This is a genomic window from Pantoea sp. SM3 (assembly GCF_000963995.1).
GTDB classification, from domain to species: Bacteria; Pseudomonadota; Gammaproteobacteria; order Enterobacterales; family Enterobacteriaceae; genus Pantoea; species Pantoea rwandensis_B.
The window spans coordinates 97,866-111,670 of sequence record NZ_JZRD01000013.1 but is presented as its reverse complement, the minus strand read 5'-3'; the positions used below and the strand labels follow the sequence as shown (position 1 = coordinate 111,670).

Genomic DNA, 13,805 nt, shown 5'->3' with positions numbered 1-13,805 from the left:
CGGTTTATTAACGCATATCGCGTTTTTTTGGCGGCAATCCAGTGAGCGAATACTAACAATTAACCAGGTATTTCGCGCATGTCTTCACTCTTTCAGGGAATGACCCAGCAACGTCTGTTTAGAGTTGCCATTTTGTCTTCCGCTATTCACGCCGCTTGCAGCTACGCGGCCAGCGACAACACGACACTTGCTTTATCTTCTGACAAATCCACCACTGCAGAATCGGTCATGACGGTCACTGCACCGAAGCTGGAGAAACAAGCCGGTAGTAAAAGCACCATTACCGCAGCCGATATGCAGCGTGATGGCGGCAATGATTTCGGTACCATCATGCGCTACGAACCCGGCGTAACAGCAACCGGTGCCAGCGGTGGTTCTTCTGCGGGTAAAAGTGGCTTCGATCGTGCGGGTTACACTGGCTACAACATCCGTGGTCTGGAAAGTAACCGCGTCGATATCAACGTTGACGGCGTTTCTCTGCCGGATGCCACCGGACGCAGCTACGTCAGCCGCGCCGGTTTAGATACCTTTGGTATTGGCCGCGATTACATCGACCCTTATATGTTTGGTCGCGTGGATATCGATAAAGGCGCGACGTCTGTCTCTCAGCCCAACACCGCGATTGGTGGTGCGGTCTCGTTCCGTAATAAGACGCCAGACGACTACTTACATCCGGGTAAAACCACCTATTTTGGCTACCAGAGCGACTTCGATTCTTCCAATCGCAGCTGGCACAACGGCATCACTGCGGCAGCAGGTGATGAGGAACTGCGCGGTATCTTTGTCTATAGCCGCCGCGATGGTCAGGAAACGCAAAACAACGATGCGAGCCGTGGGGCATATCCAGCCAACTGGCACTCTGACGCACTGCTGGGCAGCGTGGTGTGGGAGCCGAATGATGCGCACAAAATCACCGGTACCGCCGACTTCTATCACAAAACCAATCACACCCATTACGACAGCTGGGATACTTCAGGCAATACCGTTTACGGCACGGCACAACAGCAGAGCGATACTCGTCGCTTCGGCCTGAGCCTGGCGGACGAATACACGCCGTACAACGATTTCATCGACAGCCTGACCTCACGTGTCTACTGGCAGCACACCGAAGCGCATGACAATACTTATATGCCTTCAAGCGCGACAGCCTATGAGACGGTCTACTCTGACTACAACACGGACAGCTACGGCTTTGAAACCAGTCTGGCTAAAACGCTGGGTCGTCATGAGCTGACTGCCGGTTTGAATGGACGTCTGGAAAAAACCGAACGCCCATTCCGCCAGTCACCGACACCAAGCACATTCAGTGTGATCATGCAGCCTGAAGCAGATAGCCGCAGCTATACGCTTGGCGGTTTTGTGCAGGATAAGATCAACTTCGACCTGGATAGCCACAACTTTGCGGTGGTGCCGGGCGTGCGTGTGGCGTACCAAAATACCAAGCCCGAGAACCTCAGCAGCCTGACCAGCGGCAGCTCCGTGCTGACCGAATCAGGAGTCGACACGCTGTACGGCTCTGGCAACAGCGATACGCAAGTTCTGCCATCGCTGGCATTCCAGTATGAGCTCACGCCAACCCTGATGACTTATCTGCAATACAAACGCGGCGCGCAGTTCCCGAACGCCAGCCAGTTGTATGGTTCATGGAACCTGGGTTCCAGCTATGCGGGTAGAGCGCAATATGCGCTGATTGGTAACGCGGATCTGAACACTGAAACCAGCAATAACTTCGAATGGGGTCTGAAAGGACAGCCGACCGAAGGCGTGGTGATGAACACGGCGGTTTACTACAACGCCTACAAAAACTTCATCGCCTATAACCGTTACACCCGTTCCGGCAACCCGGATAAATTCACTAACGTTCCGAGCAACATTTACACCACTTATCAGGCAGAGAACCGCGATAAAGCCTATATCTATGGTGCAGAGTTGAGTGGAAAAGTGAATTTCGGCACCTGGTATGAAGATGTGCAGGGCCTGAGCGCACGCTTTGCCTTTAGCTATAACGAAGGTAAATCGAAGTCGAGCTACCTCGGCGACCGTTACGTCGATCTGGAAAGCGTACCGCCAATGAAAGCGGTGCTGGGGCTGGGTTGGGATGCGCCACAGAACGAGTATGGTGCAGCGGTGACGGCAACCTTCGTGAAGGGCAAGAAGGCCACGGCGACCAACCGCCAGAGCTATACCAATACCGGTTCTGCACTGACCGATTCCACCACCGATTACGCGCGCGTGCCGGGTTATGGGATGGTCGATCTGACGGCGTACTGGCAGGTGGCGAAGAACGTCAAGCTGAGCGGTGGCGTGTATAACCTGACAGATCGTAAATATTGGGATTACCTGAGCAGCCGCGAAATGACCAGCGATACCGCACAGGATCGCAACGATATCGCACTGGCAACTCAGCCAGGCCGCACCTTCCAGCTCGGTGTGAACGTCGACTTCTAATCACATTTTCGCCCTGCGTTCGCGCAGGGCCTTTTCATGGAGCAAGTGCAATGAACCCACGTTACGATCACTACCTGGCGCTGAAAGGCGAACATCCGAAGAAGTATGCCCGCGATCTGGCGGCCCTGATGGGCATTGGCGAAGCGCAGCTGTGTGAAGCGCGCGTCGACCAGGATGCGCAAGCGTTAAAAGCGGATTTCCCGGCGTTGCTGAAGGCACTGGCAGCCGTCGGCGAAACCAAAAGCATCACCCGCAACGAATATGCGGTGCATGAGCAGGTGGGCAAATATGAAAACCTGCACCTCGGCGAACATGCCGGACTGATCCTTAACCCACGCGCGCTCGATCAGCGTCTGTTCCCGGCACAGTGGCACAGCGCCTTCTTCCTGCGTGAGCAGACCGCGCGCGGTGAGCGTCAAAGCATCCAGATTTTTGATCGCCACGCGGATGCGGTGCTGAAAATCTACACCACCGACAATACCGACATGGCGGCCTGGGATGCGCTGATCGCAGAATTCACCGTCGAAGCCGCTGCGGCACTTGATCCACAACCTGCCGCCGCACCAGAACATAGCCGCGCCATTGATGCCGATAAAGTGGAAGCCGAATGGCGCGCCATGACCGATGTGCATCAGTTCTTTGGCCTACTGAAGCGCCACAATATTTCACGCCAGCAAGCGTTTCACGCGGTGTCGGACGATCTGGCACGCCAGGTCAGCAACGATTCACTGGCTCAACTGCTGGAGCAGGCGCAGCAGGATGGCAACGAAATCATGATCTTTATCGGCAACCGTGGTTGCACGCAGATCTTCACCGGAGCGGTGGAGAAACTGATGCCGATGGACAACTGGGTCAACATCTTCAACCCAACCTTTACGCTGCACCTGATGGTCGATCACATCGCCGAGAGCTGGGTAACGCGGAAACCGAGTGGCGATGGCTTTGTCACCAGCCTCGAACTGTTTGCCGCCGACGGCACGCAGATCGCGCAACTGTATGGTCAGCGTAGCGAAGGGACGCCAGAGCAGGCGCGCTGGCGTGAGCAGGTCACCGCGCTGGGAGCGACAGCATGAAACGTCTGACCCTATTACTGCTGGGCGCGCTGGCGCTGCCGGCATTTGCTGCTGAACGGGTGATCTCCATCGGCGGTGATGTGACACAAATCATTTATGCGCTGGATGCGCAGGCCGATCTGGTGGCGCGCGACAGCACCAGCCAGCATCCGGCGCAGGCTAACAAGCTGCCGGATATCGGCTATATGCGCCAGCTCAATGCCGAAGGCATTTTGGCCATGAAGCCCACGCTGGTATTGACCAGCGAGCTGGCGAAACCATCGCTGGTGTTGCAGCAGGTTGAGAGCGCTGGGGTGAAGGTGGTGGATGTCACCGGCAAAACCAGCCTCGACGCCATCCCGGAAAAGATCGCCACTATCGGCAAAGCGCTGCATCGTGATGCCGAAGCGAAGGCGCTGATTGAGAAAGTGAACAAGCAGCGCGCGCAGATTCCCCAGCAGCCGCTGCCGGTGAAGGTGCTGTTTGTAATGGCGCACGGTGGCATGCGCACTCAGGCAGCAGGCAACCAAACGGGCGCTGATGCCGCAATCCGCAGTGCCGGTCTGGTCAACGCCATGGCGGCGATCCCGCATTATCAGCAGCTATCACAGGAAGGTGTGGTTGCTGCCGCGCCGGATCTGGTGGTGGTAGGTGAAGATGGCCTGCGCACGCTGGGCGGCGAAGAGAAAATCTGGTCGCTGCCGGGTCTGGCGTTAACACCTGCAGGCCAGCATCACGCCTTGCTCGTGGTCGATGAGATGGCCATGTTGGGCTTTGGTCTTGATACGCCGGAGACCATCGTGAAGCTGCGTAAAGCCGCCGAAGCGGTAAAACATGACTAACAGTGCCGTGATGCGCTGGCTGCTATTGATGGGCATCAGCATGGTGATTTGCATGCTGATGGCCGCCAATTTTGGCGCCATGCCGCTGTCGATGCGCACGCTGTTCCATGCGCCTCTCAGCGATATGGCGTGGCAAATCTGGCTGAACATCCGCCTGCCGCGCGTGTTGCTGGCGGTGTTGCTCGGTATGGCATTGGCGGTTTCCGGTGCGGTGATGCAGGGCCTGTTCCGCAATCCGCTGGCCGATCCGGGGTTGCTCGGCATCAGCAGCGGGGCCGGGCTGGCCGTCGCGTTTTCTATTATCGTTCCGCTCAGCTTGCCGCCTTTGCTGGCGCTGTGGCTGCCTTCGATTGCAGCGTTTATCGGCAGCCTGATCGTTACACTGCTGATTTTTAGTTTTAGTCGGCTGGCGCTAGGGAATTTGTCACGTTTGCTACTGATCGGTATCGCCATCAACGCCTTGTGCGGTGCGGCGGTGGGCGTGCTCTCCTGGCTCAGTAATGATCAGCAGTTACGCCAGCTGGCGCTGTGGGGAATGGGCAGTTTGAGCGCGGCACAATGGCCGAGTCTGGTGGTGTGTGCTGTACTGATTCTTCCTGCGCTGATTGCCATCCAGACCCGTGCGCGCCGTCTTAATCTGCTGCAACTCGGTGAGGAAGACGCGCATTACATGGGGATTGATGTGAAGCGCACCCAGCGTGAGTTACTGATACTGAGTGCGCTGCTGGTGGGCACGGCGGTGTCGGTGAGCGGGATTATCGGGTTTGTCGGATTGGTGGTGCCGCACGTGATGCGTTTCTGTGTCGGGAGCGATCATCGCTGGATGTTGCCGGGTTCGGCGCTGGCGGGAGCCATCTTGCTATTGCTGGCGGATACACTGGCGCGCACGGTGGTCATCCCGGCGGAAATGCCGGTGGGATTGATCACCAGCCTGATCGGTGGTCCATGGTTTCTCTGGCTGATTCTGCGCCAGAAAAGGGGGATGAATGAGTGATTCAATGCAGGCTCGCGGCCTGCGCTTTAGTCATGGCACGCGTGCGCTGATTGATGATGTCTCTATCACCTTACAGCCAGGCGAAATGATCGCTTTGATCGGCCCCAACGGCGCGGGTAAATCCACGCTGTTGCGCCTGCTGACTGGATTTCTGGCGCCCGAAGCGGGTGAGTGCTGGCTCGGCGATCGCCCGTTAAGCGATTGGCCGCGTGAACCGCTGGCGCAACGACGTGCGGTGATGCGCCAGCAAAATAGCGTGACTTTCCCGCTGCCTGCTGAAGAAGTGGTGGCGATGGGCCGTGCGCCCTGGCCTGCCAGCAAATCCAAAGCGGTGATTGAGGAAGTGATGCAGATTACTGGCAGTCTGGAACTGGCAAAGCGCGATTATCGTTCGCTTTCTGGCGGGGAACAGCAGCGCGTGCAGCTGGCGCGAGTACTGGCACAGTTATGGCACGATGACGGTCCACGCGGCTGGCTGTTTCTTGATGAACCGACGTCGGCACTCGATCTCTATTGGCAGCAGTACAGTTTACGATTGTTGCATAAGCTGACGCGTAACGGCCGCTTTAGCGTCTGTACCGTACTGCACGATCTCAATCTGGCGTCGCTGTGGTCCGATCGCATTCTGCTGTTGCATCAGGGCAAGCTGGTGGCGCAGGGTTCACCGCAAGAGGTGATGACGGAAAATACGCTGACGCACTGGTATCAGGCTGAGCTGCACGTGGTGATGCCGCAAAAGCAGGGCAGGCCGCAAATTCAGCTGCGGGCTTAAAGCCGATTCAAATCCGTAGCGGCGCGATCTATCGCGCATGTCTGAAGCGATGATGCTGCTGACAAACGCGCAATAAATTGCACCGCTATACATTCTTAACGGCAATCCACAATCAGACGGCCACGGACTTCGCCCGCCAGCAAGGCTTCAGCACCTTCACGTGCTTCACTCAGTGGGATCACTTTGGTCAACTGCTCCAGCAGTGCGCCATCCACCAGTTCAGCCAGACGCTGCCACGCTTGCTCACGCAACGGCTTAGCGCACATCACGCTATCCACACCGGCTAACACCACGCCGCGCAATATAAACGGTGCCACGCTGGTGGGCAGATCCAGACCTTGCGCCATGCCGCAGGCAGCCACCACGCCATCGCGCTTGATGCCCGCCAGCACATTGGCCAGGGTATGGCTGCCGACGCTATCAATCGCCGCAGCCCAGCGCTCTTTCGCCAGAGGTTTGCCGGGCGCGCTCAACTCAGCACGATCGATAATCGAGGAGGCGCCGAGGGTATTGATCAGGTAGTCGCTGTCGCTGGCGCGGCCGCTGGAAGCCACCACGTCATAACCTAAACGAGCCAGCAAACTGACGCTGAAACTGCCCACGCCGCCGCTGGCACCCGTTACCAGCACCGGCCCCTGCTGTGGCGTGATGCCCTGTTTTTCCAGCGCCAATACGCACAGCATGGCGGTGAACCCGGCGGTACCGATGGCCATGGTTTGCAACGGGCTGAGCGCAGCAGGCACTTTCACCAGCCAGTCACCGGAAACGCTGGCCTTTTGTGCCAATCCGCCCCAATGTTTCTCACCTACGCCCCAACCGGTGAGCAGTGCAACATCGTCCTGCTGCCAATCCGGATGGCGGCTGTTAATCACCCGACCGACAAAATCGATGCCCGGTACCATCGGGAATTGGCGCACAATCGGCCCTTTGTTGCAGATGGCCAGCGCGTCTTTATAGTTGAGCGTGGAGTAACTGACTTCGAGGGTGACATCCTGATCGGGCAGTTGTTGCTCTGTCAAATCCTGCAGAGATGTGCGGTAACCCTGTTCATCATTTTCAATGACCAATGCCTTGAACATGCAGCCTCCGGCTGATTGAGGAAAGTGCGGGTCATATTACTCCTCTGGAAACAGGGAGCAACACGAAGGCGGACACACCTTGCATAAATTCGCATAACACAAGGATATTTAAGCGTTTTTATCAAGCGTTGATTTAATATTCACTTATTAATCAAATGGTTGTTGAATGTTGCTTATGCGTATCAATCACGTTGCAACGGGTTGTTCCAGCAAAAAAAAGATGCCATCATTGCGCCGCAGTTTTCCACCGATTCCATTCACACTGAGGACGCCGCCATGCTCGGTACAATGCGCTTTTGCACTTGTCTCCGTTCGCTTTACGATAAGCGTCCCTCCGTCATCTGTTGTTCGCATTTCTCGCTCACCATGCGGTGAGGCCAGCTTAACGCGCTATGCTGTTGGACATGACTAAAGACAGACGCGATCTGACTTTACTGATGTCTATCGGTTGCGGCGGTTGATCCGCCCGAAGACGTTATTCGCCGGGGAATTTTCCTCATTGCTGTGCCACTGGCACCCACTCATCCTTCATTACGGGGATTTGTGTTATGAATCCATTGAAAATCGCTGCCAGCGTTGCGGTAGCGCCAAGCCTGAGCCTGAACACCGCGCGCGATGTGGTGACACTCGACAATACTGATTTTACCGATGTGGCGGCTGTGGTCGTCTCACTGGCGGATACACGCAGTGGCGTGTTAACGCTGTTGCGTCAGACCGGCTTTAATCTGCCGGTGTTTGTCGCCAACGCGTTCGATGAAGAAGTGCTGAAGCTGCCGGGCGTGACCGGTGAAATCAACGGTGCACCGGAAGAGTGGGAAGCGCTGGAGGAGGCCGCGCAGGCGTATGAGTCTGACCTGCTGCCGCCGTTCTTCGATACCCTGACGCGCTATGTTGATATGCAGAACAGCACCTTCGCCTGTCCGGGCCACCAGGGCGGGGCGTTCTTCCGTAAGCATCCTGCCGGGCGTCAGTTCTATGAATTCTATGGCGAGAACGTGTTTCGTTCCGACATGTGCAACGCCGACGTCAAGTTGGGCGACCTGCTGATCCACGAAGGTTCAGCGAAAGATGCGCAGAAGTACGCAGCGAAAGTCTTCAACGCCGACAAAACCTATTTCGTGCTGAACGGCACCTCCAGCGCCAACAAAGTGGTGACTAACGCCATGTTAACGCGCGGCGATCTGGTGCTGTTTGATCGCAACAACCATAAATCCAACCATCACGGCGCGCTGATTCAGGCGGGCGCGACGCCGGTGTATCTGGAAGCGGCACGTAACCCGTTCGGCTTTATCGGCGGGATTGATGCGCACTGCTTTGATGAAGCTTACCTGCGCGAACAGGTGCAGAAAGTCGCGCCGCATCGTGCCAAAGATCAGCGCCCGTTCCGCCTGGCAATCATCCAGCTCGGCACCTACGATGGCACCGTCTACAACGCGCGCCAGGTGGTGGATCGCATCGGCCATCTGTGTGATTACATCCTGTTTGACTCTGCGTGGCTGGGCTACGAGCAATTTATCCCGCTGATGGAAGGCTGCTCGCCGCTGACGCTGGAGCTGAACGAGAACGATCCCGGCATTTTTGTCACCCAGTCGGTGCACAAACAGCTGGCGGGCTTCTCGCAGACCTCGCAGATTCACAAAAAAGACAACCACATCCGCGGTCAGAAACGCTTCTGTCCGCACAAGCGTCTCAACAACGCTTTCATGCTGCATGCTTCAACCAGCCCGTTCTATCCGCTGTTTGCCGCGCTGGATATCAACGCACGTATGCACAAAGGTGAAGCCGGGCGCAGCATGTGGCACGAATGCGTCACCATCGGCATTGATGCGCGCAAAGCGATTCTGGAACGCTGCGAGATGATTCAGCCGTTCCTGCCGGAGAAGGTGCACGGCAAGCTATGGCAGTCGGCGGAAACTGACGTTATCGCCGCCGATCCGGCTTACTTCAGCCTGGAGCCAGGCGAGAAATGGCACGGCTTTGAGGGGTATGCCAGCGAGCAATATCTGGTTGATCCCTGCAAGCTGCTGCTGACCACGCCCGGCATTGATGCCGCCAGCGGCGAATACACCAGCTTCGGTATTCCGGCGACCATTCTGGCGAACTACCTGCGCGAGAACGGCATTGTGCCTGAGAAGTGCGATCTCAACTCCATCCTGTTCCTGCTGACGCCAGCGGAGAATCCGGAGAAGATGGCGCATCTGGTGGCGATGCTCGAGCAGTTTGAACACCATGTGAAAGAGGATGCGCTGCTGGCTGAAGTGCTGCCGAGCGTTTATCGCAAAAACATGGAACGCTACAAAGGCTACACCTTGCGCCGCCTGTGCCAGGAAATGCACGATCTCTACGTCAGCTATGATGTGAAAGATCTGCAGAAAGCGATGTTCCGCGAAGCCTGTTTCCCGAAAGTGGAAGTGAATCCACAGGACGCGCATCAGGCTTACATCCGTGGTGAGGTGGAGCTGGTAGCGATTGCGCAAGCTGAAGGGCGCATTGCTGCCGAAGGTGCGCTGCCCTATCCACCGGGCGTACTGTGCGTGGTGCCGGGAGAAGTGTGGGGTGGCGCGGTGAAGCGTTACTTCCTCGCGCTGGAGGAGGGCATCAACTTGCTGCCGGGCTTCTCGCCGGAGCTGCAAGGAGTTTACACCGAGGAAGATGACAGCGGTCGGAAACACTTAGTGGCGAACATGATGGTGCGCGAATAGACACCATTCATGTGCAGTGATGCCTCTTTTATATCGCCCATGGCAATAAAAAAGAGGCAGTCAGATTCAATCAATATCTCTCTGTCTGCCTCTGCAATAACGGATACGTCATCTCATTCGGAGACGATTAATACCGATGATAACTACGCTGTGCCTGATTCACCTTATACAGATAACGGCGTGACTCGCCCGATGGATGGCTGGTGGTCAGCGTTTGATAAACTTCATTCGGCGACATGCCGTTAATCTTCGCGAAGGCACGATCTTTATCGCTGGAGAACACGCGCAGTACGCTGCCCGCGCCGCCGTTGTAGGCGGTGATCACCGCGTAACGGCGTGACACCGGATCCTGAATCCCGCCTAAATAACTCTTCTGCAGCAGCGACAGATAGGCCGTACCCGCATCAATATTATTCTCCGGGTCGAGCAGATAGCTGCGGCTTGGTTTGCCCCATTTGCCTTTCATACGGAACACATCCACGCCAGCGGTATGCTGAACCACCTGCATCAAGCCCAGCGCATCGGAGTTACTGACCGCATAGGGGTTGAAGCTCGATTCGGTCTGCATAATTGCCAGAATCAGCGACGCATCTACGCCGTACTGTTCCGCCGATTTACGCACCAGCGGCAGATATTTATGCGCACGTTTGTCGAGGTGGTTCGGTACCATCGGAATGGTCACCGACCAGATGACATGCAGGCCAGAAGTGCGTTTTTGCAGTTTGTTCTGGATCAGGTAATCGGCAAAGCTGGCTGCGCGACCCTGCCAGCGAATCGGCTGTCCGGTGTTATCCAGTACCTGGCCGTAAAGCAGCGGCTCTTTACTGATCTGAATATCATTGGCATCGGAGTAGAGATCGACATTACCGGGATCGTCACCAATCAGCAGCGTGGTGATGATCGCCTGACGCAGGCTGGCCATCGGATCGGTGCCGGCAATGGTCTCAATGGTGATGCTACCGCTGTCGAAGTTGATGTGACTGCGGGTGTAATAGCTGTCGCTATATTTGACGTAATCTTTCGGTCCGGCGATCAGGACCTCGTTGATTCCCCAAATATTTTCAATGTTGGCGGCGAACTGCCCCATCAGGATGTCGAAACCGTTGGTGTCCTTGACCCACTCTTCGTGATACTGCGATTTTTTTTGTCCGGAGCAGGAAACCAAAAGTGGGGCAATCACTAACAGCGCTATCAGTTTTTTATTCATTGTAAATGCGTGCCTGATTCGAAAAAGAGGGCCTCAAAGGAAGGCCCTGAACGATTATTTTTCTGGCGGGGTGAAACCTTCGATGTGCACATCTTTGCCTTCGAACAGGAAATTGATCATCTCCTTTTCCAGCACTTTGCGATCTTCCGGATTCATCATGTTGAGCTTTTTCTCGTTGATCAACATGGTCTGCTTGGACATCCACTGCTGCCAGGCTTCTTTGGAAATATCATTGTAGATGCGTTTACCGATCTCACCTGGATAGAGCTGGAAATCCTGCCCTTCAGCGTCGCGTTGCAGAAACGTACAAAAAATGGTGCGGCTCATTACTCTTCCTCTTGGATCACGCGCGTGTGCAGTGTCAGTTGCTGGGGATGGCGCAATTCGTGCAGCAAACGCTCAACGGGCGCTGCCAAACCCACTGACGGTGGTTGCGCTAAGTTATACCAGAGACCGCTCGCTTCATCCATCAGCGACCCGGCAGAAGGCCACGCCAGCCACATAGGCACAATGTCTAAGTGGAAATGGCTGAAGGTATGACGAAACGCCGTTAGCTGCTGCGGTTTAGCGTGAATGCCGCGTTCGGCCAGCCAGTCAGTTAGCGCTTGCTCACTAGTGAACTGCGGGAAACAGAACAGGCCGCCCCATAATCCCACTGGCGGACGTTGCTCCAGAAACACGTCGTCGCCGTGCTGTATCATCAGGAACCAGCCGGTGCGCTCGGGAATCGTTACTTTGGGCTTCTTACCTGGATACTCCGCCCAACTGCTGTTGGCATACGCTACGCAGCCGTTGCTGACCGGGCAAATCTCACACTTGGGACGTGAGCGAGTGCACACTAACGCACCGAGATCCATCATCGCCTGATTAAACTGGCTGACGCCTTCGGCAGGCGTCACTTCTTCGCTGATCTGCCATAGACGTTTCTCAACGTCTTTTTTGCCCGGCCAACCGCCGACGGCATAACAACGTGCCAGCACGCGCTTGACGTTGCCATCCAGAATCGGGAAGTGCAGGCCCAGCGACAGGGACAGCACGGCACCCGCCGTGGAGCGCCCAACGCCGGGCAGCGCGGCCACGTCATCGAAATTGCGCGGGAACTCGCCACCGTGTTTATCGACTACCTGCTTTGCCGCTTTATGCAAATTGCGCGCGCGGGCGTAATAGCCGAGGCCGGTCCACAGATGCAAAACTTCGTCCAGCGGTGCAGCGGCCAGATCGGCAATCGTCGGGAAGCGCGCCATAAAGCGTTCAAAGTAAGGGATAACGGTGGCAACTTGCGTCTGCTGCAGCATCACTTCAGAGAGCCACACTTTATAAGGTGTCTTCTCCTGCTGCCACGGCAGGGTTTTGCGGCCGAAGCGCTGATACCACTCCAGCACCTGTTGCGCGAACTGCGGCGCTTGCATCATTTGAGGAAATATTCCGTGTTTGCTCTACAATCAGGCAGGAATTCCAGCACAGAGACATCGGGGTGTAAACCGGAAGATTGCAAAGGCTTGCTTCTGCTATCTAACTTTGCATAATGCCCGTTTCCCAGAAAAGGCTAACCAGCAGGCTTCAACATGATTAATGACGTCATCACCCCGGAATTTGATGAGAACGGGCGGCCATTACGCCGTATCCGCAGTTTTGTGCGCCGCCAGGGGCGCTTAACGAAAGGACAGCAGCTCGCGCTCGATAATTACTGGCCGGAGATGGGCGTCGAGTTCCAGCAGGAGCCGCTGGATTTAGCTGCACTGTTTGGTCGCGAAGCGCCAGTGGTGCTGGAAATCGGTTTTGGTATGGGCGCCTCACTGGTGACTATGGCGCAAAACAATCCCCATCAGAACTTCCTTGGACTTGAAGTCCATGCGCCGGGCGTGGGCGCTTGCCTGGCTTCGGCAAAAGAAGCTGGCGTGGAAAACCTGCGCGTGATGTGTCACGACGCAGTGGAAGTGCTGCAGCAGATGATTCCGGATAATTCACTGCGCATGGTTCAACTGTTCTTCCCGGATCCATGGCATAAGGCGCGCCACAATAAACGTCGCATTGTGCAGGTACCCTTTGCTGAGCTGGTGATGCGTAAGCTGAAACTGGGCGGCGTGTTCCATATGGCCACCGACTGGGAAGATTACGCGACGCACATGCTGGAAATCATGAGCAGCGTGGATGGGTATAAAAACCTGTCAGAAGCTAACGATTACGTGCCGCGTCCGGAAACGCGCCCGTTAACGAAATTTGAGCAGCGCGGGCAGCGACTGGGCCACGGCGTTTGGGATCTGATGTTTGAGAGGATTAAATAATGGCCGTACAGCGTAGCCGTCGTTTACGTAAAAAACTGCATATCGATGAGTTTCAGGAGTTAGGTTTCTCTGTTGCCTGGCGTTTTGCCGAAGGCACCACCGAGGAGCAAATTGATGCCACGCTGGATCAGTTTATTACTGAAGTGATTGATCCGAATGGCCTGGCGTATGACGGCAGCGGTTATCTGGTGTGGGAAGGCCTGGTTTGCCTGCAGGAAACCGGTAAGTGCACTGATGAGCACCGTGAGCTGGTGCGTAAATGGCTGGAGAAACGCGAGCTGTCAGATGTTCAGGTGACTGAACTCTTTGACGTCTGGTGGGACTAACTATTTTACCAGCCTGAGAGATCGCTTCAGGCTAGCTTACTTTCGCTTTGGGCGCCGGGCAGTGCATGCACAAATTGCGATAGCAATCTGAACGCCCA

The 13,805-nt window shown here is 56.0% G+C and carries 12 protein-coding genes; 8 read left to right on the top strand and 4 right to left on the bottom strand.

Annotated elements, in window-relative coordinates; translation table 11 throughout:
- Positions 1-78: 78 nt before the first annotated feature.
- Genes VI01_RS07970 through VI01_RS07950 form a run of 5 tightly spaced genes read left to right on the top strand, consistent with a single transcriptional unit; the run spans position 79 to position 6,108 of the window.
- Positions 79-2,448, top strand: coding sequence for a TonB-dependent receptor domain-containing protein (locus tag VI01_RS07970; RefSeq protein ID WP_045814713.1), 2,370 nt, complete (start codon positions 79-81; stop codon positions 2,446-2,448).
- A 50-nt stretch (positions 2,449-2,498) separates the two neighbouring features.
- Positions 2,499-3,521 carry a hemin-degrading factor gene (locus VI01_RS07965; RefSeq protein ID WP_045814712.1) on the top strand — a complete coding sequence of 341 codons (1,023 nt, stop codon included), beginning with the start codon at positions 2,499-2,501 and terminating at the stop codon, positions 3,519-3,521.
- Positions 3,518-4,342 carry a hemin ABC transporter substrate-binding protein gene (locus tag VI01_RS07960; RefSeq protein WP_034823284.1) on the top strand — a complete coding sequence of 275 codons (825 nt, stop codon included), beginning with the start codon at positions 3,518-3,520 and terminating at the stop codon, positions 4,340-4,342. The genes VI01_RS07965 and VI01_RS07960 overlap by 4 nt, the downstream gene beginning before the upstream one ends.
- Entirely contained in the window at positions 4,335-5,336 is a 1,002-nt protein-coding gene (locus tag VI01_RS07955) for an iron ABC transporter permease (RefSeq protein WP_045814711.1), read from the top strand. Before VI01_RS07960 ends, VI01_RS07955 begins: the two co-directional genes overlap by 8 nt.
- Positions 5,329-6,108: a heme ABC transporter ATP-binding protein gene (locus VI01_RS07950; RefSeq protein ID WP_045814710.1), complete on the top strand. Its 780-nt coding sequence runs from the start codon at positions 5,329-5,331 to the stop codon at positions 6,106-6,108. Before VI01_RS07955 ends, VI01_RS07950 begins: the two co-directional genes overlap by 8 nt.
- 95 nt (positions 6,109-6,203) lie before the next feature.
- Here the strand turns inward: VI01_RS07950 and VI01_RS07945 are convergent, their stop codons facing one another.
- A complete protein-coding gene (locus VI01_RS07945) occupies positions 6,204-7,187 on the bottom strand; it encodes an MDR family oxidoreductase (protein ID WP_045814709.1) in 984 nt (327 codons plus the stop codon).
- A gap of 548 nt (positions 7,188-7,735) precedes the next feature.
- Between VI01_RS07945 and VI01_RS07940 the strand changes: the two genes are divergently transcribed.
- Positions 7,736-9,889: an ornithine decarboxylase gene (locus tag VI01_RS07940; RefSeq protein ID WP_045814708.1), complete on the top strand. Its 2,154-nt coding sequence runs from the start codon at positions 7,736-7,738 to the stop codon at positions 9,887-9,889.
- Between the two features lie 127 nt (positions 9,890-10,016).
- Here VI01_RS07940 and mltC read toward each other — a convergent pair whose 3' ends face one another.
- The 3 genes from mltC to mutY are packed head-to-tail and all read right to left on the bottom strand — an operon-like array spanning position 10,017 to position 12,508.
- Entirely contained in the window at positions 10,017-11,096 is a 1,080-nt protein-coding gene (gene mltC, locus VI01_RS07935) for a membrane-bound lytic murein transglycosylase MltC (protein ID WP_045814707.1), read from the bottom strand.
- Positions 11,097-11,150: 54 nt separating this feature from the next.
- Positions 11,151-11,423 (bottom strand): oxidative damage protection protein, encoded by a 273-nt coding sequence (locus VI01_RS07930; RefSeq protein ID WP_038644892.1) that lies wholly within the window; start codon positions 11,421-11,423, stop codon positions 11,151-11,153.
- The gene (mutY, locus tag VI01_RS07925; RefSeq protein ID WP_045814706.1) at positions 11,423-12,508 is read right to left on the bottom strand and encodes an A/G-specific adenine glycosylase; all 1,086 of its coding nucleotides are present in this window, start codon (positions 12,506-12,508) and stop codon (positions 11,423-11,425) included. Before mutY ends, VI01_RS07930 begins: the two co-directional genes overlap by 1 nt.
- A 153-nt stretch (positions 12,509-12,661) precedes the next feature.
- On the opposite strand from mutY, the gene trmB reads away from it, so the two are divergent.
- Positions 12,662-13,381, top strand: a complete 720-nt coding sequence (gene trmB, locus VI01_RS07920) for a tRNA (guanosine(46)-N7)-methyltransferase TrmB (protein ID WP_038644896.1) — start codon at positions 12,662-12,664, stop codon at positions 13,379-13,381.
- Entirely contained in the window at positions 13,381-13,707 is a 327-nt protein-coding gene (locus VI01_RS07915) for a YggL family protein (RefSeq protein WP_034823275.1), read from the top strand. Before trmB ends, VI01_RS07915 begins: the two co-directional genes overlap by 1 nt.
- The last annotated feature ends 98 nt before the right edge of the window (positions 13,708-13,805 follow it).